Consider the following 23,390-nt stretch of genomic DNA (forward strand, 5'->3'; position numbering starts at 1 on the left):
CAAGGTACAAGGACGTCAGGAGCAGAAATGAAGCAGCACACGGTCATCGACAGTCCGTACGGCCTCCTCACCCTCGTGGCCGACGACGGGGTGCTCTGCGGCCTCTACATGGTCGACCAGCGTCACCGCCCGGCCGAGGAGAACTTCGGCGCACGTGAGGACGCCCCTTTTGGGGAGGCGATCGAGCAGCTCAAGGCTTATTTCCAGGGCGAGTTGAAGGAGTTCACTTTCGAACTCCGGCTGGCCGGAAGCGACTTCCAGCGCAGCGTCTGGGAGCAGCTGCGCCGCATCCCGTACGGCGAGACCCGCTCGTACGGTGAACTCGCCGACGCCCTCGGCAACCCGAAGGCCTCCCGCGCCGTGGGCCTGGCCAACGGCCGGAACCCCGTGGGCATCATCGTGCCGTGCCACCGAGTGGTCGGCGCCGACGGAAGCCTCACCGTCTACGGCGGCGGCCTGGAGCGCAAGCAGCGGCTGCTGGACTTCGAACGCGGACCGGCGCTCTTCTAGCCCGCCCCACGGCGTCCCCGCCCATGGCGTCCCCGCCTCAGGTGTCCCCGCCCACGGCATCCCCTCACGGCGTCTCCTCCAACACCTCTCCGCTCGTGTTCCGGCTGCTTCTCCCGGCCCGTCCGCGTCCTCAGCCCCACCCCCCACCCGAACGACCTTCGTCCCGCACCTTGTCGCCCGCCACACCCCGGCGCATGATGTGAAGCGCTTTCTGTCGCGTGCATGGCAATGGTCTGGGGGAGGTGCCCGTGAGGGCGCGTCTCGAAGGGCGGTAGACGATGGAGTTCACCAGCCGTTCCACAGCTTCCACAGAGTCCACGGCTTCACCGGCCCCCACGGCTCCCACGCCCTTCGAACCTGACGGGGTGAGCAGACGGCGTGTGCTGCAGGGGGCCGCCGCAGGCGCGGGTGCGGTGGCTCTGCCGAGGGGCGGGACGGCCTCGGAAGCGCAGGTCGAGGCCGCTGAGCGGCAGAGTTTCAGCCTGAATCTCGACTGGCGGTTCATCAGGTCGAATGTGGCCGGCGCCGAGGGGATCACGTTCGACGACTCCGGGTGGGCCGTGGTGAGCGTGCCGCACACCTACAACGACGTGGACTCCTTCGACAACTGGATCGGCAGCTCGGGCGAGTCCTCGGTGGCGATGCAGCCGACGTGGTACCGCAAGCGCTTTCAGTTACCGGCCGAGCAGGCGGGCCACAAGGTGATCCTGGAACTGGAAGGCATCCGCCAGGCGGCGACCGTCCACCTGAACGGCGTCCTCATCGGCAGCTACGAAGCGGGAGTCACCCCCTTCGGCTTCGACCTCACCGACAAGGTCCTCTTCGGCGCCGACAACGTGCTCGCGATCTGCGCGGACAACACCAAGTGGCGGCCCGAAGTCGCGACCGGGATGCCCTTCCAGTGGGACACCCGGGACTTCAACCCCACCTTCGGCGGTCTCACCAGGAACGTCATCCTGCACGTCGTGCCCAGGACCCACTTCACGCTCCCTCTCTACAGCAACCTCGGCACCACCGGCACCTACGTCTATCCGACGGCCGTCAACGTCTCCGGCCACACCGCGACGATCAACGCGGAAGCGCAGATCACCAACGACGAGAACCGTTCCCGGACTCTGTCCGTGTCGGCCGAAGTCCTGGACGGGCAGGGTGCGTTGGTGGGTTCGCTGCCCGCCTCGACGGTCACGCTGGCCGCCGGGACGAGTCATGTCGTCAAGGTCAGCAGCCGGATCAGCCGGCTCACCTTCTGGTCACCGTCGTATCCCGCCCTCTACACCGTGCGGTTGACCCTCGCGGAGGGGACGACGGTCATCGACACGTACACGGTCCGCACCGGCTTCCGGAAGGCCGAGTTCCGAGGCGGGGCGAGCACCGGCGGCGTCTACATCAACGACAGACAGATCTTCCTCACCGGGTACGCGCAGCGCGCCACCAACGAATGGGCGGTGCTCGGCGACGCCGTACCCGAATGGCTGCGCGACCACGACGGCCGGCTCATCCGGGAGAGCAACGCCAACCTGATCCGCTGGATGCACCTCGCCGCGCAGCCCTCGAACATCCGGATGACCGACCGGTACGGGCTGGTGTCGGTCCAGCCCGCCGGTGACAAGGAGGCCGACGCCACCGGTGTGCAGTGGGACCAGCGGCTCGCGGCCATGCGGGACGTGATGATCTACTTCCGCAACAGCCCGAGCATCCTGTTCTGGGAGTCCGGCAACAACTGGCTGACCGCCGAACACCAGCAGCAGATGCGCGCGCTGAAGCAGGCCTGGGACCCCAGCGGTATGCGCGCGATCGGCTCCCGGGCCACCTCCGACAACTCCGCCTACGGGGGCACGGCGGCCGTGGACCAGTGCGAGTACATCGGCACGATGCTCAACCGCCACTACAGCGACTACGCCCGCGACCGCGTGCCGCTCATCGAGTCCGAGTTCACCCGCGACGAGGCCCCCCGCCGCGTCTGGGACAACGCCTCCCCACCGGACTTCGGCTACGTCACCGGCCCGGACGTCACCTACCACTGGACCTCGGAGGACTTCGCCGCCACCGTCGCCGCGAGCACCCGCTACGAGTTCTGGAGCCAGCGCATCCAGGGCCCCGGAAACAGCCGCTACTCCGGGGCGGCGGCTCTGACCTGGGCGGACTCCAACCAGCACGGCCGCCAGTACAACTGGGAGACGTGCCGCCTCTCCGGCCGCGTCGACTCGGTCCGCATCCCCAAGGAGACCTACTACACCCACCGCGTCATGCAGAGCCCGACCCCCGACCTGCACATCGTCGGCCACTGGACCTACCCGTCCGGCACGGTCAAGACGGTGTACGTCATGGCCGCGGGCGTCGCCCGGGTGGACCTGCTGGTCAACGGCACGTCGGTCGGTACCTCGACCTCCCCGCAGTACGACTTCCTGCACACCTTCACCGACGTCGCCTGGCAGTCCGGCACGATCACCGCCGTCGGCCACGACTCGGCCGGCACCGAACTGACCCGCACCCAGAAACAGACGACGGGCCCCGCGGTCGCCCTCCGCCTCACGGCACACGTCTCACCCGACGGTCTGAAGGCCGACGGCACCGACGTGGCGATGATCGACGTCGAGGCGGTGGACTCGGCGGGCCGCCGCGTACCGACCGACCAGGCCCGGGTGGACTTCACGGTCACCGGCCCGGCGAAGCTGCTCGGTGGCCACAACGCGGGCATCCCGTACAGCGTCTTCCAGTCCTACGTGAGCACGGAAGCGGGCATCAACAGAGTCTTCGTACGCGCGACACGCACGGCGGGCTCCATCACCGTCCGGGCCACCCGAGGCGGCCTGGCCACCGCGACGGTGACGGTCGCGTCCACACCCGTCACGACGACAGGGGGACTCACGGAGGCCTTGTCACCGTTGTCACCGTGAACGGCCGACCGAGGCCTACTGATGCCAACAGCCGGGCAGTCATGTCCAGTTGGTGACGGGGGATTCACCGAATGCCGGCCGGTGGCCGCCCGCCGTCGGCTTTTACTGTGCGTTACCTGTGCCGGGTGTGACCTTTACCCGGTGGGGCCCACCGTTCGTCTGACCTTCACTCAGGCCCGGTTCAGGGCTCCTAAGGTAGCGGCGCTCTCCCCGTAGGTCCGTCTCTCTGTCCGGAGGACAGTCATGGCAGCCGTCAAGGATTCCCAGCGCAAACGACGTTCCCTCGCCGCACTCGCCGGGGCCGTCGCCCTCACCGCCACGTCTGTCGGGGTGTGGGCCGCCACGGCCTCCACCGCTCAGGCCGCCGCTCTGCCCACCCCCGACCACGTGGTGGTCGTGGTGATGGAGAACCACGCCTACTCCCAGGTGATCGGCAGCTCCAGCGCCCCGTACCTCAACAACACCCTCAAGGCGGGGGGTGCGAGCCTCACCCAGTCCTACGGCCTCACCCACCCCAGCGAGCCGAACTACTACATGCTGTTCTCGGGCTCCAACCAGGGCCGTACCGACGACAGTTGCGTATCGGTCGGGTCCATCTCCGCGCCCAACCTGGCCTCGGAGCTGATCGCCGCCGGGAAGACCTGGGCGAGTTACAACGAGACGCTGCCCAGCCAGGGTTCGACCACCTGCAGCAGCGGCAACTACGCGCAGAAGCACAACCCGTGGTTCGGCTTCTCCAACGTGCCCACGAGCACCGCGAAGACCATGACGCAGTTCCCGACCGACTACACGACCCTGCCGAAGGTCTCCTTCGTGGTACCGAACCTGTGCAGCGACATGCACGACTGCTCGGTCTCCACCGGCGACACCTGGATCAAGAACAACCTGAGCGCGTACGCCACTTGGGCCCAGACCCACAACAGCATCCTCGCCGTCACCTTCGACGAGGACAACAAGCTGTCCGGCAACCGCATCCCCACCGTCCTCTACGGACAGCACGTCACGCCCGGCAGCTCCAGCTCCACCACCTACAACCACTACAACGTCCTGCGTACCGTGGAGGACCTGGCCGGTCTGAGCGCACACGCGGGCAACGCCTCCTCGGCCTCCGACATCGCCGGCATCTGGAACTGACGCCCGTGTATCTCGCGGACTCCCGCAGCACCAAGGCCGCCGCCGCCCCGGACCCCCGTCCGGGGCGGCGGCCGGCCGCGGTGCCCGGCGCCGTACTGGCCCTGGGCGCCGTCAGCCTGATCACGGACGTCTCCTCGGAGATGGTCACGGCGGTACTGCCCCTGTACGTGGTTGCGCAACTCGGCCTGTCGCCGCTCGGCTTCGGGCTCCTCGACGGCATCAACAACGGCGTCGGAGCCCTGGTCCGGCTGGCCGGAGGCCATCTCGCCGACCGGGGAGGCCGCGGACACAAGGTGGTCGCGGGCCTCGGCTACGGCCTGTCGGCGCTGTGCAAGCCACTGTTGCTGCTCGCCCACACCCTCCCCGCGATCAGCGCGGTCCTCGCCGCCGACCGCACCGGCAAGGGCCTCCGCACCGCCCCACGGGACGCGATGATCTCGCTGGCCACCGAACCAGCCCACCGGGGACGGGCGTTCGGGGTGCACCGCGCCATGGACACCACCGGCGCACTGCTCGGCCCGCTCGTCGCCTTCGCCGTGCTGCGGGCCACCGTCGACGGCTACGACGCGGTCTTCGCGGTCAGCGGCTGCATCGCCTTGCTCGGCGTACTGGTGCTGGTGCTCTTCGTGCCCCGGCGCATCGTCCCCGCCGCCCCCGCCGTACAACTCCCCGAGCCCGCCCGGCCGTTGCTCAGGGACGCCCTCGGGCTGCTGCGCCGCCCCGAGCTGCGCCGGCTCACCGTGTGCGCGACCCTGCTCGGCCTGACCACCGTCAGCGACTCCTTCCTCTATCTCCTTCTCCAGCGTGAAGGAGACCTGCCCGTCCATCTCTTCCCGCTGCTGCCGCTGGGCACCGCCGCCTTCTTCCTGCTGCTCGCCCTTCCGCTCGGCACACTCGCCGACCGCATCGGCCGCCGCCGGCTCTTCCTGGCCGGCCACGGCGTCCTGCTGCTCGGCTACGGTCTGGTGCTCGGCCCGTGGCACGGTGTCCCGGCCGTGGTCGCTGTCCTCCTCCTGCACGGCACCTTCTACGCCGCCACCGACGGAGTCCTCGCGGCCGCCACCGCCGGTGCCGTACCGGCACAGCACCAGGGCGCCGGGCAGGCACTCGTCGGCACCGGCCAGGCGCTGGCCCGGTTCGCCTGCTCGCTCGCGTTCGGCGCGGCCTGGAGCCTGTGGGGCGGACGTACGGCCCTGGCTGTCACCACCGCGGCCCTCGCCGTCAGCGCCGTCCTGGCCTCGTTCGTCCTCCGTACCCCCGATGAGGTGCCCGCATGACCCGGACAACCCGCCTGGTGATCCTGCTGGTCGCCGTGGTGCTGCTCGGTGCCGTCGGCACCGGGTCGGTGCTGTACGCCGCCCACCGCTCGGGCATGCGTGACGAGCAGCAGGCGAACGGTCCGACCGTGCGGGCCGGTACCGTCTTGCTCCGCCCGACGACCGGCCGACGGCTGCTGGTGCGCAACCTGGCCTGGGGCCCGCACCGCGACGAGCTCGCCACCGTACCGGCCGACGATCCGCAGGGGCCGCGCACCGCGTCGGGCGTCAAGTGCCTGCGCTTCCACGCGGCCGCCGGCACCGGCGTCTGCCTGCAGGCCGTGCACGGCGCCCTGCGGGACACCTACCGGGCGGTCGTGCTCGACTCGCGTCTGCACGAGCTGCACCGCTTCCCGGCAGCGGGCATCCCCACCCGGGCCCGGGTCTCACCCTCCGGCCACCTGGTGGCCTGGACGGTCTTCGTCAGCGGAGACTCCTACGCGGGCACGAACTTCTCCACCCGCACCACCATCGTCGACACCCGCAACTGGGCCGTCGACGACAACCTGGAGACCTTCCGCATCATCAAGGACGGCCGGACCCACCACGCGGCCGACATCAACATCTGGGGTGTCACCTTCGCCGACGACACCCGTTTCTACGCCACGCTGGCGACCGGCGGCCGGACCTATCTGGTGCGCGGCGACGTCACCGCACGCACCCTCACCACCCTGCACGGCAACGTCGAATGCCCCTCCCTCTCGCCCGACGGAACGCGCATCGCCTACAAGAAACGCGTCAAAGGGGCCTCGCCGGACGCCCCCTGGCGGCTGTACGTCCTCGACCTGCGCACCATGAAGGAGAGCCCGACCGCCGAGCAGCGCAACATCGACGACCAGGCCCTGTGGGCCGACGACTCCACCCTCGTCTACGCCCTGCCCGGCGACTACGGCTCGGACCTGTGGACCGTCCCCGCCGACGGCAGCGGCACGGCCCGCACCCTGATGAAGTCCGCGGTCGCCCCCGCCTACCTGGGGTGACGCCCCGTCACAGCTCCGTCCGCGCCAACTCCCGCAGCAGCTTCGGCAGCGCCGTCCCGATCGGCTCCCGTACGACCTCGTCGGCCCGGTCGTCGTACGGGGTCGGCTCGGCGTTGACGATGACGAGCCGGGCGCCGTGGTCGGCGGCGACTCCGGCGAGCCCGGCGGCGGGCTGGACCTGCAGGCTGGTCCCGACGGCGATGAAGACCTGGCAGGCCTTGGTGATGGCCAGGGCGTCACCGAGGACGACCGGATCGAGGCGCTGGCCGAACATGACGGTCGCCGACTTCAGAATCCCGCCGCAGACCAGGCACGCGGGGTCGTCCTCCCCGGCGTCGACCCGGGCGAGAGCGTCCTCCATGGGCCCGCGCGCATGGCACTCGGTGCACACGAACTCCCTTGCCGTGCCGTGCAGTTCGAGCACCTTACGGGCCGGCAGCCCGGCGAGCTGGTGCAGCCCGTCCACGTTCTGTGTGATCACCCGCACCGGCACCCCGGCCCGCTCCAGCTCGGCCACGGCGAGGTGCGCGGAGTTGGGCTCGGCCTGAAGGGTCCGATTCTGGCGCCGCATCTGCCAGGAACGGCGCCGGATCTCGGGATCGCCCATGTAGTAGTCGTACGTGACGAGCTTCTCGGCCTCGGGTTCACGCCGCCACAGGCCATTGGGCCCGCGATAGTCGGGGATGCCGGAGTCGGTCGAGATGCCGGCGCCGCTGAGAACGGCGACGAGGGGCTTCGTGGTCATGGAGCCGAGGGTAGGTTCCGGGGTCCCGGGCGGCGACTGGATATCCGCCCGGGAAGGGCCGTCCTGGGCCTTGTCGCCGTACCCCTGTGCGAACAACCGTCCGGTGTTAATGTCCCCGCATGGCAGCCAAGGTCTCCATATCCCTCGACGCCGAACTGGTCGTCGAAGTCATGGTGCTCGCCGGTGTCGGGAACCCGCAGGACGCCGTCGAACTCGTCGTCCGGGACTACATCGCGCGCGGCCACCGCACGGAGGCCCGGGTCGCCGAGCGCGACGACGCCAGGCGGGCCGGGGACGACGTCAAGCCGCCGGACGTCCGGGGATGAACCCCGACCCGGGGTGGACGTCAGGCCACCCGGTCACCGTTCTCCAGCTCGGCCGTTCCCGTGCCCTCCGCCAGGACGTCGAGGGCGTGCAGCACCCGGCGGCCCAGGGAGCCCCGGAGGTACTCGGCGAGTTCCTCGCGCGGTACCAGCCGCCACGACAGCAGCTCCTCCTCCTGCAAGGTGATCGACTTGAGCTCGTCCTCGCCGAGGACGCCACCGTCGTACAGGTACGCCACCAGCGGCGGATGGCCCGCGATGTGGACCCAGTCGACGGCCAGCAGCCGGCCGAGTTCCAGGTCGAGGCCGATCTCCTCAAGGGTCTCCCGGCGTGCGCCCTGGCGTGGGGTCTCCCCGTCGTCCGACTCGATGGTCCCGCCCGGAAGCGCCCAGCCCTCACGGTAGTTGGGCTCGACGAGCAGGATCCGTCCGTCGGCGTCACGGAAGAGGGCGGCGGCGCCGGCCAGGACGCGAGGCAGCCCGGCGATGTACGTGGCGAAGTCTTGAGTGGTCACCCCGGAAGCGTAACCAGGGGAAAGACGGTAAACGGGGGCTGTCGGGCTTCCGTCACACCTCCGGGTGGCCCAACCGCACGGTCCGCTCCGCCAGTTCACTGATCCGAACCCCGTCGAAGCCGAACACCGCGCTGCGTACGGTGTCCTCCGCCTGAACGTGGGAGTTTCACAGAAGCCCGGCGGCCTGCTGAAGCCTCGCCCGGCTGTCCGGGGTGATCAGGCCCTCCGGCAGCATCGCCACCACAGTCGCGTGTTGCTCGAACACGGCCCTGCACTGCTCGCGCTCGGGGTGATCGTTGTCGCTGCCGTACCACAGCGCCATGGCCTGGTTGCCGGAATCGATCGGCCTGGAGTAGTCGGCGGCAGTGACCAAGCGGTTCAGTAGTCCGGACCGCTCGGGAACCTGCGGGTCGCCTGCGAGACGAAGCAGAAACGGCAGGGCTACCGGCATGGCCGAGTTCATCTCGGTGATGCTGAACATGGTGTTGGTGAGCACACGCTGGGCCTCGGACGCGGCAGTCTGATCGAGAAGGCCGTACAGCAGGACCGGGATCGCGGCAGGGCACTCGGAAAATTCCGACCAGCGGACCTCCTCACACCCGTGGAGGGCAGGATGCCCACGGCCGGCCTCGGCTGCCTGCGGATACTCGCGGAGGAACCGAGCGATCGCCGCCTCCTTGGCGGCCACATCCGTCTTGCACACCTGTCTGCCCCCGTCCCGCCGCGATGAGCCCCGAGCTCCGCGTCAACCGCACTCTTGCCCGACCGGAGATCCGTACGCAAGCCCAGAGCGAGCCGACGGTGTTCGATTCCCCCGGCGTGATGGTGGCCGCAGTGCCCCGGCTGTGAGCGGCCCGGAAGGCATGACGGGGCGGGGCTCCTGCGGTTAAGGTCGCAGCGGCGCGACTGCCCTGATCTGTGCGGGGCCGGAAAGCAAGGGGAGTACAGGGTGGCGGACGCTGCGGGTACGGCGCGGGTGACAGGTGTGCGGACGGTACGGGTGCTGATCGCCGCCGACAAGTTCAAGGGATCCCTGACGGCCGTGGAGGTCGCCGAGCGCGTGACCGCCGGACTGCGCAGGGCGGCACCCGGCGTCGAGATCGCGTCGCTGCCCGTGGCCGACGGCGGCGACGGGACCGTGGCCGCCGCGGTCGCCGCCGGATTCGAACGGCGTGAGACACGGGTCGCGGGGCCGCTCGGGCACGAGGTGACGGCCGCGTTCGCGCTGCGCGGCGACACCGCCGTGGTGGAGATGGCGGAGGCGAGCGGGCTGCAGCGGCTGCCCGCGGGCGTCTTCGCGCCGCTCGCGGCATCGACGTACGGCTCCGGCGAACTCCTGCGGGCCGCACTCGACGCGGGCGCGCGCACGATCGTCTTCGGGGTCGGCGGCAGCGCCACCACCGACGGGGGCGCGGGCATGCTGTCCGCGCTCGGCGCGCGCTTCCTGGACGCCGACGGCGAGCCCGTGCCGCCCGGGGGCGGCGGCCTGGAGGGACTCGTCACGGCCGATCTGTCGGGCCTCGACTCCCGCCTCGCGGACGTCGATCTCGTGCTGGCCAGCGACGTGGACAACCCGCTGACCGGGCCGACGGGCGCGCCCGCGGTGTACGGCCCGCAGAAGGGCGCCTCCCCGGACGACGTGGCCGCCCTGGACGAGTCACTCGCGCACTACGCGAAGGTTCTGGAGACGGCGATCGGTGCGAAGGCCGCCCAGTACGCCGCCGCGCCGGGTGCGGGAGCCGCCGGTGGCATCGGCTACGGCGCGCTGGTCCTCGGCGCCCGGTTCCGGCCCGGCATCGAGGTCATGCTCGACGTCCTCGGCTTCGCGCCCGCGCTGGAGCGCGCGACGCTGGTGATCACCGGCGAGGGCTCCCTCGACGAGCAGACCCTGCACGGCAAGGCCCCGGCCGGTGTCGCCGCGGCGGCACGGGCGCGGGGCCGCGAGGTCGTCGCGGTGTGCGGACGCCTCTCCCTGCGCCCGGAGGCACTGGGCCGGGCCGGTATCAGGCGGGCCTACCCCCTGACGGAGATCGAGCCGGACATCGCGAAGTGCATCGCCGACGCCGGGCCGATCCTGGAGCGGGTCGCGGAGAACATCGGACGGGACTTCCTGGTCTGACAGCGACGCCGGGAGGGTGACGTCCTCGCGGCGTCACCCGCTGCCGGCGAGCCGGGACGCCGCTTCCCGCCCGCCCGTCGGCCCCGACAGCCGGTACACGTCCGGCGCCGGCGTCATCCCGACCGGATCGCGCGGCCTCGCCCGAGACCTGGACGTCAGCCGGCATCGTCCGCTGTGGAGGCCTACGCGCGCCGGACGCGTGAGCACGGCAGCACCCCGCACACAACGCGGAGGGCCCCGAACCGTCCGGTTCGGGGCCCTCCGTACGACTGCGTCGCAGCGACCGCTACGGCAGCTGTGCCGCGCGTGCCTCGCGGCGGTTGCCGCGGAAGTTGTTCACCCGGCGAGCCGTGGCGAAGAGCGGGATCACCGCGCCCAGGACCAGCTGCAGGGCGCAGCCGGTCTGGAGGAGCAACTGGCCGCCGGGGGCGTCGAAGGCCCAGGCCGCCAGGAGGGCCATGCCGGAGACGATCCAGGAGATCATCGCGATCGCGAGCGGACCGCGCGGCTTGGGGTACTCGACGCGGCTCACCATCAGCCAGGCGGTGCCGACGATGGCCATGAGCGTGGCCACGAACGGCAGCTCCAGGAGCACGATCGAGACGACCGTCAGGGCGCCGAAGGGACTCGGCATGCCCTGGAAGGTGCCGTCCTTCACCGTCACGCACGAGAATCTCGCGAGCCTCAGCACCACCGCGAGCAGGACGACGATCGCGCCGACCGCGGCCACCTTCTGATACGCGTCGTCCGCGACCATGCCGTACACCAGCACGAAGTACGCCGGCGCGAGACCGAAGCTGATCAGGTCGGAGAGGTTGTCCAGCTCGGCGCCCATGGGGGAGGAGCGCAGCTTGCGGGCGACCAGACCGTCGAAGAGGTCGAAGACCGCCGCGCAGAGCATGAGGATCACCGCGGTCGCCGCCGAGTGACGGGCCATGCCCGACTCGTCACTGCCGGTGAGGTGCGGGATCAGGATGCCCGTGGTGGTGAAGTAGACGGCCATGAAGCCGCAGGTCGCGTTGCCGAGTGTGAGGGTGTCCGCTATTGAGAGGCGGAGAGAAAGAGGCATCTCCTCCTCGTCGTCACCCACCTCGTCGGCCTCCGGCACCCACTGGGTCTCGGGATCAATCACGGTCAATGCGAGTCACCCCTGCCACTGTCTTCTGGCCGACCTCGACCGCGACCTCGACACCCTCGGGGAGATAGATGTCGACGCGCGAGCCGAAACGGATCAGGCCGATCCGGTCGCCCTGCTCGACCTTCGTGCCCTGCGGGAGGTACGGGACGATGCGGCGAGCGACCGCACCGGCGATCTGGATCATCTCGATGTCACCGAGCTCGGTGTCGAAGTGCCAGACAACTCTCTCGTTGTTCTCGCTCTCCTTGTTGAACGCCGGAACGAACCCGCCGGGGATGTGCTCGACGGACGTCACGGTGCCCGAGAGGGGCGCGCGGTTGACGTGTACGTTGAGCGGGCTCATGAAGATCGCGACGCGGGTCCGGCCGTCCTTCCAGGGCATGATGCTCTGGACCACGCCGTCGGCGGGAGAGATGACCCGGCCCTGGGTGATCTCGCGCTCGGGATCGCGGAAGAACCACAGCATGCCCGCCGCCAGCGCGGTGACGGGTACGGCCACGGCCTTGGCGGCGCCGGACTTGCGCGCGCGTACCAGGCTGAGGGCTGCGGTGGCGACGGTCGGGAGGAGCCACGGCGATGCTCCGCGCGCCAGGCGTACGCCTGCCAGGCTGTCGCGAGGTGCAGAGGTTTGGCTGTGGGGCATGGATGACCTTCGTAGCGGATGATGCCGCGCGGTATCAGGGGACGGCGGCTTTCCGGCGATCGTAGCGGCTCACGACCACAACTGGGTAAGCCAGGAAGCTGAGTCGGCGGCTGAAGAGCGCTGACGGGGTGTGACCTTCAACTCGAAGAAAACACCCCGAAGCGGACAATCAGCCCTGGAATTTGTACTCTTCGAGCAACCTGCGCCCGATGATCATTTTCTGGATCTCGGCGGTACCTTCGCCGATCAGCAGCATCGGAGCCTCGCGGTAGAGGCGCTCGATCTCGTACTCCTTGGAGAAGCCGTAGCCGCCGTGGATCCGGAAGGCGTCCTCCACGACCTCCTTGCAGTACTCGGAGGCGAGGTACTTCGCCATCCCTGCCTCAAGGTCGTTTCGCTCCCCGGAGTCCTTTTTGCGTGCCGCGTTCACCATCATCGCATGGGCGGCCTCGACCTTGGTAGCCATCTCGGCCAGCTTGAACTGGATCGCCTGGTGCTGGGCGATCGCCTTGCCGAAAGTGTGGCGTTGCTGGGCGTACTGGACACCGAGCTCGAAGGCACGCTGAGCGACACCGCAGCCACGTGCCGCCACATTGACCCGTCCCACCTCGACGCCGTCCATCATTTGGTAAAAACCTCGGCCGGTGGTGCCACCGAGAACACGATTGGCCGGAATCCGCAGTCCGTCCATGATGAGTTCGGTGGTATCGACACCCTTGTAACCCATCTTGTCGATCTTGCCCGGGATGGTGAGTCCGGGCCGGACCTCCCCGAAGCCCGCCTCCTTCTCGACCAGGAAGGTGGTCATCGACTTGTGGGGCGCGGTCCCCTCGGGATGTCCTTCGTCACTCCGGACGAGTACGGCGACCAGATTGGACGTCCCGCCGTTCGTCAGCCACATCTTCTGGCCGCCCAGGACGTACTCGTCGCCGTCCCGCACCGCCTTCGAGGTGATGGCCGACACGTCCGAGCCCAGTCCCGGCTCCGACATCGAGAAGGCGCCCCGGACGTCGCCCGCCGCCATCCTCGGCAGGAAGTGGTCCTTCTGCTCCTGCGTGCCGTGCTGCTTGAGCATGTACGCCACGATGAAGTGCGTGTTGATGATCCCGGAGACCGACATCCAGCCGCGCGCGATCTCCTCGACGCAGAGCGCGTACGTCAGGAGCGACTCGCCCAGCCCGCCGTACTCCTCGGGGATCATCAGGCCGAACAGGCCCAACTCCTTGAGACCGTCGACGATCGCCTGCGGATACTCGTCGCGGTGCTCCAGCTCGGTCGCGACCGGGATGATCTCCTTGTCCACGAAGTCCCGGACCGTGGACAGGATCTCCTGCTGGATGTCGGTCAGACCGGCGGTCTGGGCGAGTCGCGCCATGGTTACTTCTCCTGCTCCTTGAGCTGGGGCCGGCCGGGCTGTTCGCCGCCGCGCTCCTTGATGTACGTCTCGGTCGGCACCATCACCTTGCGGCGGAACACGCAGACCAGCGTGCCGTCCTGCTTGTAGCCCTTGGTCTCCACGTAGACGATCCCGCGGTCGTTCTTCGACCGGGAGGGCGTCTTGTCGAGGACCGTCGTCTCGCCGTAGATCGTGTCGCCGTGGAAGGTCGGCGCCACGTGCTTCAGCGACTCGACCTCCAGGTTCGCGATCGCCTTGCCCGACACGTCCGGCACGGACATGCCCAGCAGGAGCGAGTAGATGTAGTTGCCGACCACGACGTTCTTGCCGAAGTCCGTCGTGTTCTCGGCGTAGTTGGCGTCCATGTGGAGCGGGTGGTGGTTCATCGTCAGAAGACAGAAGAGGTGGTCGTCGTACTCCGTGACCGTCTTCCCGGGCCAGTGCTTGTAGACAGCCCCGACCTCGAACTCCTCGTAGGTGCGTCCGAACTGCATGGTGCTCAGGGCTCCTTAACCGGCGGGGGCTTCGAACTTGGAGGTGCGCTGCAGGCCGGCCGCCCGGCCCTTGCCCGAGATGACCAGGGCCATCTTGCGGCTGGCCTCGTCGATCATCTCGTCGCCGATCATCGCGGAGCCCTTCTTGCCGCCCGCCTCGGACGTGTAGTAGTCGTACGCGTCCAGGATCAGCTCGGCGTGGTCGAAGTCCTCCTGCGAGGGGGAGAAGATCTCGTTGGACGCCTCGACCTGGCCCGGGTGCAGCACCCACTTGCCGTCGAAACCGAGGGCGGCGGCGCGCTGGGCGACCTCGCGGTAGCCGTCCACGTTGCGGATCTGCAGGTAGGGGCCGTCGATCGCCTGGAGGTTGTTGGCGCGGGCGGCCATCAGGATCTTCATCAGGATGTAGTGGTAGGCGTCCGCCGGGTAGCCGGGCGGCTGCTCACCCACCACCAGCGACTTCATGTTGATCGACGCCATGAAGTCGGCCGGGCCGAAGATGATCGTCTCGACGCGCTGGGACGCCGTGGCGATCTCGTTGACGTTGTTGAGGCCCTGGGCGTTCTCGATCTGCGCCTCGATGCCGATCTTGCCGACCTCGAAGCCCATCGTCTTCTCGATCTGCGTGAGCAGCAGGTCCAGCGCGACGACCTGCTGGGCGGTCTGCACCTTCGGCAGCATGATGCAGTCGAGGTTCTGGCCCGCGCCCTCGACCACCGTCACGACATCGCGGTACGTCCACTCGGTCGTCCAGTCGTTGACCCGCACGACCCTCGTCTTGCCCGTCCAGTCGCCCTCGTTGAGGAACTTGACGATGGTGTGCCGCGCCTCGGGCTTGGCGAGCGGGGCGCACGCGTCCTCCAGGTCCAGGAAGACCTGGTCGGCCGGCAGGCCCTGGGCCTTCTCCAGGAAACGGGGGTTGCTCCCGGGGACCGCGAGACAGGAGCGTCGCGGACGGAGCCGGTTCACGGGGGCGGGCGTGGTCATGCGGGGACCTCCAGGGGGTCGAGCTTGTTCGCTTTCCGGATCTCGTCGACGATGCGGCCGATGATTCCGGTGATGTCGAAGTCCTTCGGGGTGAAGACCGCGGCCACGCCCGCAGCCCTGAGCTGTTCGGCGTCACCATTGGGGATGATCCCACCGGCGATGACAGGGATGTCTGTGGCACCGGCCACACGCAGCCGTTCGAGCACGTCCGGCACCAGCTGGGCGTGCGAGCCGGACAGGATGGACAGCCCGACGCCGTGCACGTCCTCGGCGATCGCCGCGTCCACGATCTGCTCCGGGGTGAGCCGGATGCCCTGGTAGACCACCTCGAACCCGGCGTCACGGGCCCGCACGGCGATCTGCTCGGCCCCGTTGGAGTGCCCGTCCAAACCTGGCTTGCCCACCAGGAAACGGAGCTTGCCGACGCCCATCTCGCGCGCCGTGATCTCCACCTTGCGGCGGACCAGTGCCAGCCCGGTGCCCTCCTGGGCGGTCACCGCGACCGGCGCGGACGAGACACCGGTCGGCGCCCGGAACTCCCCGAACACCTCGCGCAGGGCCCCGGCCCACTCGCCGGTCGTGACCCCGGCGCGGGCGCACTCCAGGGTGGCCTCCATGAGGTTGTCGGTGCCCTTGGCGGCCTCCTTCAGCCGCTCCAGCGCCTTGCAGGGACGCGGGTGGTTGAACGGCGGCTGGTACCGCGTGTCGCGCCAGCCCTGGAGCGCCGAGGTCACTCGGGCCTCGACGGCCGGGTCGACGGTCAGGATCGCCGCGTCGAGGTCCGCCGTGAGCGGGTTCGGCTCGGTCGACTCGAAGATGTTGACGCCCACGATCTTCTCTTGACCGGACTCGATACGGGCCCGCCGCTCGGCGTGCGAGGCGACGAGGTTCGACTTCAGATAGCCCGACTCGACGGCGGCCATCGCGCCGCCCATCTCCTCGATACGGGCGATCTCGGTGAGCGACTCCTCGACCAGCTCGGCAACCTTCGCCTCGACGACGTGCGACCCGGCGAAGATGTCCTCGTACTCCAGCAGATCGCTCTCGTAGGCGAGCACCTGCTGCATCCGCAGCGACCACTGCTGGTCCCAGGGCCGGGGCAGCCCCAGCGCCTCGTTCCACGCCGGGAGCTGGACGGCACGCGCGCGTGCGTCCTTCGACAGCGTCACCGCCAGCATCTCCAGCACGATCCGCTGGATGTTGTTCTCCGGCTGCGCCTCGGTCAGCCCGAGGGAGTTGACCTGCACGCCGTACCGGAAGCGTCGCTGCTTGGGGTCCTCGATGCCGTACCGCTCGCGCGTGATCTGGTCCCAGATCCGGCCGAACGCCCGCATCTTGCACATCTCCTCGACGAACCGGACGCCCGCGTTCACGAAGAAGGAGATACGGGCGACGACGTCACCGAACTTCTCGGCGGGCACCTGCCCCGAGTCCCGTACGGCGTCGAGCACCGCGATGGCTGTCGACATGGCGTACGAGATCTCCTGGACCGGGGTCGCCCCCGCCTCCTGGAGGTGGTAGCTGCAGATGTTGATCGGGTTCCACTTGGGGATGCGGTTGACCGTGTAGCAGATCATGTCGGTCGTCAGCCGGAGCGAGGGTCCCGGGGGGAACACATGCGTGCCCCGGGACAGGTACTCCTTGACGATGTCGTTCTGGGTCGTCCCCTGGAGCGTGGTGATGTCCACGCCCTGCTCCTCGGCGACGACCTGGTAGAGCGCCAGCAGCCACATGGCGGTGGCGTTGATCGTCATAGAGGTGTTCATCTGGTCCAGGGGGATGTCCTGGAACAGCCGGCGCATGTCACCGAGGTGCGAGACCGGCACGCCGACCCGGCCGACCTCGCCGCGGGCGAGGATGTGGTCGGGGTCGTACCCGGTCTGGGTCGGCAGGTCGAAGGCGACCGACAGACCTGTCTGGCCCTTGGCGAGGTTGCGCCGGTACAGCTCGTTGGACGCCTCGGCCGTGGAGTGACCGGCGTACGTGCGCATGAGCCACGGCCGGTCCCTTTCTTTTTGCGCCTGCGGCGCAGGACGCTCTGTGCCGGTGTCGACGTTCCTCAGCCCGCGGTCGCTGCGCTCCCTTGTCTTCGTCTCTTTCGACACCGGCGCGTCCTGCGCCGCAGGCGCGGTCTGACGCTCGCTCATCCAGGCCTCTCAGACGTTCCGGAAGCGGTTGATGGCGTCGATGTGCTGGGCGCGCTTCTCCGCGTCGCGCACACCGAGGCCTTCCTCGGGGGCCAGACACAGGACGCCCACCTTGCCCTGGTGGAGGTTGCGGTGGACGTCGTAGGCGGCCTGCCCGGTCTCCTCCAGGGAGTACACCTTGGAGAGCGTCGGGTGGATCTTGCCCTTGGCGACCAGCCGGTTGGCCTCCCAGGCCTCGCGGTAGTTGGCGAAGTGCGAGCCGATGATCCGCTTGAGGGACATCCACAGGTACCGGTTGTCGTACTCGTGGTTGAACCCGGAGGTGGAGGCGCAGGTGACGATCGTGCCGCCCTTGCGGGTGACGTAGACGGACGCGCCGAAGGTCTCGCGGCCGGGGTGCTCGAAGACGATGTCGACGTCCTCGCCGCCGGTCAGCTCACGGATGCGCTTGCCGAACCGCTTCCACTCGCGCGGGTCCTGGTTGTGCTCGTCGGCCCAGAACTTGTAGCCCTCGGCGTTGCGGTCGATGATCGCCTCGGCGCCCATCGCCCGGCAGATGTCCGCCTTCTGCTCGCTGGAGACGACACAGATGGGGTTGGCGCCGCCGGCCAGCGCGAACTGTGTGGCGTAGCTGCCGAGCCCGCCGCTCGCGCCCCAGATGAGGACGTTGTCGCCCTGCTTCATGCCGGCGCCGTTGCGGGAGACCAGCTGGCGGTACGCGGTGGAGTTGACGAGGCCCGGGGCCGCCGCCTCCTCCCAGCTGAGGTGGTCCGGCTTCGGCATCAGCTGGTTGGACTTGACCAGCGCGATCTCCGCCAGCCCGCCGAAGTTCGTCTCGAAGCCCCAGATGCGCTGCTCGGGGTCGAGCATCGTGTCGTTGTGTCCGTCGCTGGACTCCAGCTCGACGCTCAGGCAGTGCGCGACGACCTCGTCGCCGGGCTTCCAGGAGTTGACGCCGGGGCCGGTGCGCAGGACGACGCCCGCGAGGTCGGAGCCGATGACGTGGTACGGCAGGTCGTGGCGCTTGGTGAGCTCGCTGAGCCTGCCGTAGCGCTCCAGGAAGCCGAACGTCGACATCGGCTCGAAGATCGACGTCCAGACCGAGTTGTAGTTGACACTCGATGCCATGACGGCCACCAGGGCCTCGCCCGGGCCGAGCTCCGGCACCGGGACGTCGTCCAGGTGGATCGACTTACGGGGGTCCTTGTCGCGGGTTTCGAGGCCCGCGAACATGTCCGTCTCGTCCTTGTGCACGGTGATCGCACGGTACGACTCGGGGAGGGGGAGAGCGGCGAAGTCCGCCGGAGTCGACTCCGGCGACTGGATCGCGTCCAGGATGTCCTTAACGGTCACGGTATTGCCTCCGGCGAATGGCGTCCTGAGGGAAGACGCTGAGGGTTACGTCGGTGCTGCTGAGGGTTGGTGAGACGTGCCGTCGGTTCGGCGGGTGGTGCTTTCGGCAGCGCGTGGTGGCGCGGGAGGTTGCCTGTGACGCAGGCGTCCGGGCGCGCAGACACGTGGTTTGCGGGGACAGTCGACGTACGAATGGTCTCTGCACGCCGGCCGCCCGGACACCTTCAAGGTATGGCACCCCGTGTCAGGTGACAAGGCACTGGGTGCCAGAAACTGACCTCAAATGAAATCTTTACGTAACAAATGAGCGATGATCGATCAAAAGCTACTGGAGAGTAGGGCGGGGGCGGGTCCAGAAGGGAACAGAAAAGGCGGGCCGCAGTGGCTGCGACCCGCCGTTTCCGAGGTTCTCTACGACCGTTACGACCGGTCCTTCAGCGCCTGCTCGATGGTGCGCATCACCTCGTCGAGCGGCGCGTCCGTCCGCGCGACCGCCACCAGTACCTCCCCCTGCGAGGTCACCGAGGCCGGCACCGACCGGGGCGCGGTCTCACGTCCGACGCCGATGCCCGTGCCGAAGGTCTTCTGCACGATCCCGAAGGCGTGGTCGAGCTGTGCCTCGACATCGCCCTGGCCGCCCGCCCGCAGCCAGCGCCGCAGGACGTGGTTGTGGGCGGTGACCACGGCGGACGCGGCGACCTCCGCCAGCAGCGGGTCGTCGTTCGCGTCGTCGTCGTGGGCGTGCTCGTCGAAGTGGCCCAGGAGATAGCGGGTGAAGAGGCGTTCGTAGCGGGCGACCGACGCGATCTCCGCCTCCCGCAGGGTGGGGACCTCGCGCGTCAGCTTGTAGCGGGCGACGGAGATCTCCGGCCGCGCCGCATACATCTTCATGACTTCCTTGATGCCGCGGCACACGGTGTCGAGCGGATGCTCGTGCGCCGGCGCCGCGTTGAGCACCGCCTCCGCCCGGATCAACGTGTCGTCGTGGTCCGGGAAGATCGCCTCTTCCTTGGAACGGAAGTGCCGGAAGAAGGTGCGGCGGGCCACGCCGGCCCGGGCCGCGATCTCGTCGACGGTGGTGCCCTCGTAGCCCTTGGTCGAGAACAGCTCCATCGCCGCGGCCGCCAGTTCGCGGCGCATCTTGAGCCGCTGGGCGGCGGCGCGACCGCCCGCGGCGCTCTCCGGCGCGTCGGGCGTGGCTGGGGTACGGGAGGACCTGGCGGGCTGGGACATGACCCGAACGTACTGCATGTGCACGGGGTGCCGCGCCCGCCCGGGATCACCCCCGCCCCGGGCGGGCGGGGGTGTCGAGGCCGGGCCGAGCAGCCCGCCCCAGTCGTTCTCCTGTCCGAGGGCGGGTCCGAGGCCGGGGCCGGACCGGTCGCCGGCCCCGTCAGCGGCGGGCATATTCGCGGAAGCCGCGGCCCGTCTTGCGGCCGAGGCAGCCCGCGGCCACCAGGTGCTCCAGGAGCGGCGCGGGGGCCAGGCCCGGGTCACGGAACTCGCGGTGCAGGACCTTCTCGATGGCCAGGGAGACGTCCAGCCCGACCACGTCCAGCAGTTCGAACGGGCCCATCGGGTAGCCGCCGCCCAGCTTCATCGCCGCGTCGATGTCGTCGAGGGACGCGTAGTGCTCCTGCACCATCTTGATCGCGTTGTTGAGATACGGGAAGAGCAACGCGTTGACGATGAATCCGGCCCGGTCGCCGCAGTCCACCGCATGCTTCTTGATCCTGACGCAGACCTCGCGGACCGTCGAGTGGACGTCGTCGGCGGTCAGCACCGTACGGACGACCTCGACCAGCTTCATCGCCGGCGCCGGGTTGAAGAAGTGCATGCCGATCACGTCCTCGGGACGCGAGGTGGCGCGGGCGCACGCGACGACGGGCAGCGAGGAGGTGGTCGTGGCCAGCACCGCGCCCGGCTTGCAGACCTTGTCGAGCGTCGCGAACAACTGCTGCTTGACCTCCAGGTCCTCGGCGACTGCCTCGACGGCCAGATCGACGTCCGCGAAGGCGTCGTACGAGCCCGCGGCGGTGATCCGGTCGAGGGTCTGCGCGGCGGCCTCCGCGGTCAGACGGCCCTTGTCGACGGAGCGGGCCAGCGACTTGCCGATCCTGGCCTTGGCCGTCTGCGCCTTCTCCTCGCTGCGGGCGGCGAGGACCACCTCGTACCCGGCCTTGGCGAAGACCTCGGCGATACCGGAGGCCATCGTGCCGGAGCCGGCGACACCGACGGCGCGGACGGCGCGGCCGGGGGTCTCGGGAAGGTCGGTCAGCGGGGTCAGCGCGTCCGCCACGACCGTCGCGCTGCCGGGCGCCTCGTACGAGTAGAAGCCGCGCCCCGCCTTCCTGCCGGTCAGGCCCGCCTCGCTCAGCTGACCCAGGACGGGCGCCGGGGCGTGCAGCCGGTCGTGGGACTCGGCGTACATGGCCTCCAGGACCGTACGGGCCGTGTCGATGCCGATCAGGTCGAGCAGGGCGAGCGGGCCCATGGGCAGACCGCAGCCGAGCCGCATCGCCGCGTCGATGTCCTCCCGGGAGGCGTACTTCGCCTCGTACATCGCGGCTGCCTGGTTGAGGTAGCCGAACAGCAGTCCGTCGGCGACGAATCCGGGGCGGTCGCCGACCGCGACGGGCTCCTTGCCCAGCTCGATCGCCAGATCGGTGACCGCGGCGACGGCCTGCGGCGCGGTCAGCACCGACGAGACGATCTCGACCAGCTTCATCGCGGGGGCCGGGTTGAAGAAGTGCAGGCCGAGGACGCGCTCGGGACGCGCCGAGTCGGCGGCGAGGCGGGTCACGGAGAGGGCGTTGGTGCCGGTCGCGAGGATCGTCTCCGGGCGCACGATGTCGTCGAGGGCGCGGAAGATCTGGTGCTTGATCTCGTACGACTCCGGCGCCACCTCGATGACCAGGTCGGCGTCGGCCGCCTCGCGCAGGTCGGTGGAGGTGCGGAAGCGGGCGAGGACGTCCTCGCGCTCCTGTTCGGTGAGCCGGCCGCGCACCACGGCACGGGCGGTCGATGCCTCCAGGGCGGCGACGGACGTCGCGGCCGTGGCCTCGCTGATGTCGATGCCGACGACCTCGCGGCCGGCGCGGGTGAGGACCTCGGTGATGCCGGTGCCCATTGTGCCGAGGCCGACCACGGCGACGGTCCTGAGCGGCGACGGAGAGGTGTGGGACAGGGGAGTGGCCATCGCGGGACTCCAGAAATGAGGTGGTGACGACTGGGAGCACCTACGGGTTCGCCGAGAACGGCGCACCGGGTGCGAGAAGGAGTGCGGGTGTTGCCGGACTGCGAGCGCACACGCCCGGGGAACGGTGGATCCGACCGGCCCTGTCCCGAGCCGGGGTCGTACTGCGGTACACGAGGTACCGAACCGACCAGCACTCACGACGGCTGCGTCACCAGGCCGTCGTCAGCAAGTACTACAGGCGAGTGGGTAACTCGCTCGTCTGAGCTTAACCGGTGGGTAACGAGCGCGCCAGCCCCCGGTTTTGTGATGTACGTCCCGGGATCCTGCCCACGCGCTCCCGCTCCCGCACCTAATCTCGGCTCATGGACGAAGAGTTGCGATCGCTCACGGAGCGTTTACGGGCCGAGGTCGGGGCGGGCACCTCGGAGACGTACGAACGCCTCGTGGCGACCGAAGACCCCGACGAACTGGCCGATGTCCTCACCGCCCCCGGACAGCCCCTGTGGGCCAGGGAGTTGGCCGCGTTCAGGCTGGGACTCGCGGGGGACCGGCGAGCCTTCGAGGCCCTCGTCCTGCTCCTCAACCACCGTGACCCACAGCGCTGCGCCTCCGCCGCGTACGCGCTGGCCCGCCTCGGTGATCCGCGCACGGCCCGTGCGGCAGCCGCCCTCGCGACCAACGAACTGCGCGTCGCCTACGCCCTGCACCCGGTCCGGCTGCTGGGCGAGCTGCGCGCCCCCGAGTCGGTGCCGGCGCTGATCACCACGCTGACCCGCCGCCTGACACCCCACGACCCCTACCGGCGGGTGGCGCTCGCCTGTGTGGAGGCGCTGGGCACGCTGGGGGACCGGCGGGCGGCGCCGGTCCTGAACAAGGCTCTCGCGCACCCCGCCCTCGCCGAGGCGGCGGTGCACGCCCTGGCGCGCATTCCGAAGCAGAGGTGAACCGGGGAACCTGTCACCCGGCGAGTTCCCGCACGTACCGCACCTCCGGTACGGCGACCCCGTCCACCTCGAAGGGCTCCTCGGCGCCGTCGGCAGTGAACCCCGCCCGCTCGTAGAACCGCCGCGCGTGGTCGTTGCCCTCGACGACCCACAGGAACAGGCGCCGGTGCCCGGCATCGGCGCACCGGCGTATCGCCTCGCCCAGCAGCGCGTGGCCGACCCCGGCGCCGAACCGCTCGACGGCCACGTAGATCGCGTACAACTCGGCGTCCTCCGTGCGGAACTCGCCGTCCCGGTAGGGCCCGTGACAGGCCCAGCCGATCACCGTGCCGGACTGTTCCGCGACCAGGTTGACGACCTCAGAACCGGCCCGCACGAAGAACGTACGCCGGCGCTCGGCGTCCTCCGGCACGCTCAGGGCGTCGAGATACGTCTGCGGCATCAGGCCCTTGTAGGCGTGCTGCCAGCCCCGGATACGGATTTCGGAGACACGGTCGCAGTCGTCGATGGTCATCTCGCGGACGAGGATCGGGGCGTTCATGACGGCACC

21 protein-coding genes are annotated in these 23,390 nt (G+C 69.5%); 8 read left to right on the plus strand and 13 right to left on the minus strand.

The window, feature by feature from the left end; genetic code table 11:
• The first annotated feature begins 27 nt into the window (after positions 1-27).
• From OG241_RS44150 to OG241_RS44170, 5 genes are all read left to right on the plus strand, one after another.
• On the plus strand, positions 28-510 hold the full coding sequence (locus tag OG241_RS44150) for a methylated-DNA--[protein]-cysteine S-methyltransferase (RefSeq protein WP_405823944.1): 483 nt from the start codon (positions 28-30) through the stop codon (positions 508-510).
• A gap of 365 nt (positions 511-875) precedes the next feature.
• Entirely contained in the window at positions 876-3,407 is a 2,532-nt protein-coding gene (locus OG241_RS44155) for a glycoside hydrolase family 2 protein (protein ID WP_405823946.1), read from the plus strand.
• 243 nt (positions 3,408-3,650) lie between these two features.
• Complete coding sequence (locus OG241_RS44160; RefSeq protein ID WP_405823947.1) at positions 3,651-4,541, plus strand: alkaline phosphatase family protein; 891 nt, start codon at positions 3,651-3,653, stop codon at positions 4,539-4,541.
• A gap of 5 nt (positions 4,542-4,546) precedes the next feature.
• On the plus strand, positions 4,547-5,818 hold the full coding sequence (locus OG241_RS44165) for an MFS transporter (protein WP_405823948.1): 1,272 nt from the start codon (positions 4,547-4,549) through the stop codon (positions 5,816-5,818).
• Entirely contained in the window at positions 5,815-6,837 is a 1,023-nt protein-coding gene (locus OG241_RS44170) for a TolB family protein (RefSeq protein WP_405823950.1), read from the plus strand. Before OG241_RS44165 ends, OG241_RS44170 begins: the two co-directional genes overlap by 4 nt.
• A gap of 7 nt (positions 6,838-6,844) precedes the next feature.
• Here the strand turns inward: OG241_RS44170 and OG241_RS44175 are convergent, their stop codons facing one another.
• Positions 6,845-7,582, minus strand: a complete 738-nt coding sequence (locus tag OG241_RS44175) for an SIR2 family NAD-dependent protein deacylase (RefSeq protein WP_405823952.1) — start codon at positions 7,580-7,582, stop codon at positions 6,845-6,847.
• Positions 7,583-7,701: 119 nt separating this feature from the next.
• On the opposite strand from OG241_RS44175, the gene OG241_RS44180 reads away from it, so the two are divergent.
• Complete coding sequence (locus OG241_RS44180; RefSeq protein WP_405823954.1) at positions 7,702-7,908, plus strand: DUF2191 domain-containing protein; 207 nt, start codon at positions 7,702-7,704, stop codon at positions 7,906-7,908.
• A gap of 20 nt (positions 7,909-7,928) precedes the next feature.
• Here the strand turns inward: OG241_RS44180 and OG241_RS44185 are convergent, their stop codons facing one another.
• Both OG241_RS44185 and OG241_RS44190 read right to left on the minus strand, forming a co-directional pair.
• Positions 7,929-8,420: an NUDIX domain-containing protein gene (locus OG241_RS44185; RefSeq protein WP_405823956.1), complete on the minus strand. Its 492-nt coding sequence runs from the start codon at positions 8,418-8,420 to the stop codon at positions 7,929-7,931.
• Positions 8,421-8,586: 166 nt separating this feature from the next.
• On the minus strand, positions 8,587-9,108 hold the full coding sequence (locus OG241_RS44190; RefSeq protein WP_405823958.1) for a hypothetical protein: 522 nt from the start codon (positions 9,106-9,108) through the stop codon (positions 8,587-8,589).
• A 312-nt stretch (positions 9,109-9,420) separates the two neighbouring features.
• On the opposite strand from OG241_RS44190, the gene OG241_RS44195 reads away from it, so the two are divergent.
• Positions 9,421-10,539: a glycerate kinase gene (locus OG241_RS44195; protein WP_405826765.1), complete on the plus strand. Its 1,119-nt coding sequence runs from the start codon at positions 9,421-9,423 to the stop codon at positions 10,537-10,539.
• A gap of 286 nt (positions 10,540-10,825) precedes the next feature.
• Here OG241_RS44195 and pssA read toward each other — a convergent pair whose 3' ends face one another.
• The 9 genes from pssA to OG241_RS44240 all read right to left on the minus strand — a co-directional run bounded on the left by pssA (position 10,826) and on the right by OG241_RS44240 (position 21,896).
• Positions 10,826-11,647 (minus strand): CDP-diacylglycerol--serine O-phosphatidyltransferase, encoded by an 822-nt coding sequence (pssA, locus tag OG241_RS44200; protein WP_405826766.1) that lies wholly within the window; start codon positions 11,645-11,647, stop codon positions 10,826-10,828.
• Positions 11,648-11,663: 16 nt separating this feature from the next.
• Positions 11,664-12,320 (minus strand): phosphatidylserine decarboxylase, encoded by a 657-nt coding sequence (locus OG241_RS44205; protein ID WP_405823959.1) that lies wholly within the window; start codon positions 12,318-12,320, stop codon positions 11,664-11,666.
• Positions 12,321-12,489: 169 nt separating this feature from the next.
• Positions 12,490-13,695, minus strand: coding sequence for an acyl-CoA dehydrogenase family protein (locus OG241_RS44210; protein ID WP_405823961.1), 1,206 nt, complete (start codon positions 13,693-13,695; stop codon positions 12,490-12,492).
• A 2-nt stretch (positions 13,696-13,697) separates the two neighbouring features.
• The gene (locus OG241_RS44215) at positions 13,698-14,210 is read right to left on the minus strand and encodes a MaoC family dehydratase (protein WP_033279386.1); all 513 of its coding nucleotides are present in this window, start codon (positions 14,208-14,210) and stop codon (positions 13,698-13,700) included.
• Between the two features lie 15 nt (positions 14,211-14,225).
• The gene (locus tag OG241_RS44220) at positions 14,226-15,197 is read right to left on the minus strand and encodes an HpcH/HpaI aldolase/citrate lyase family protein (RefSeq protein ID WP_405823963.1); all 972 of its coding nucleotides are present in this window, start codon (positions 15,195-15,197) and stop codon (positions 14,226-14,228) included.
• Complete coding sequence (locus OG241_RS44225) at positions 15,194-17,344, minus strand: protein meaA (protein ID WP_405823965.1); 2,151 nt, start codon at positions 17,342-17,344, stop codon at positions 15,194-15,196. Before OG241_RS44225 ends, OG241_RS44220 begins: the two co-directional genes overlap by 4 nt.
• A gap of 9 nt (positions 17,345-17,353) precedes the next feature.
• Positions 17,354-18,697, minus strand: a complete 1,344-nt coding sequence (gene ccrA, locus OG241_RS44230; RefSeq protein WP_405823967.1) for a crotonyl-CoA carboxylase/reductase — start codon at positions 18,695-18,697, stop codon at positions 17,354-17,356.
• 420 nt (positions 18,698-19,117) lie between these two features.
• Positions 19,118-19,930, minus strand: coding sequence for a TetR/AcrR family transcriptional regulator (locus OG241_RS44235; protein ID WP_405826768.1), 813 nt, complete (start codon positions 19,928-19,930; stop codon positions 19,118-19,120).
• Between the two features lie 160 nt (positions 19,931-20,090).
• Positions 20,091-21,896, minus strand: a complete 1,806-nt coding sequence (locus OG241_RS44240; protein WP_405823969.1) for a 3-hydroxyacyl-CoA dehydrogenase family protein — start codon at positions 21,894-21,896, stop codon at positions 20,091-20,093.
• Positions 21,897-22,258: 362 nt separating this feature from the next.
• Here OG241_RS44240 and OG241_RS44245 point away from each other — a divergent pair, with 362 nt between their 5' ends.
• The gene (locus tag OG241_RS44245) at positions 22,259-22,840 is read left to right on the plus strand and encodes an adenylosuccinate lyase (protein WP_405823971.1); all 582 of its coding nucleotides are present in this window, start codon (positions 22,259-22,261) and stop codon (positions 22,838-22,840) included.
• 13 nt (positions 22,841-22,853) lie between these two features.
• Here OG241_RS44245 and OG241_RS44250 read toward each other — a convergent pair whose 3' ends face one another.
• A complete protein-coding gene (locus OG241_RS44250; RefSeq protein ID WP_405823973.1) occupies positions 22,854-23,381 on the minus strand; it encodes a GNAT family N-acetyltransferase in 528 nt (175 codons plus the stop codon).
• Positions 23,382-23,390 lie beyond the last annotated feature (9 nt).

This window comes from Streptomyces sp. NBC_01390, from assembly GCF_045040105.1.
In the GTDB taxonomy this organism is placed as follows: Bacteria; Actinomycetota; Actinomycetes; order Streptomycetales; family Streptomycetaceae; genus Streptomyces.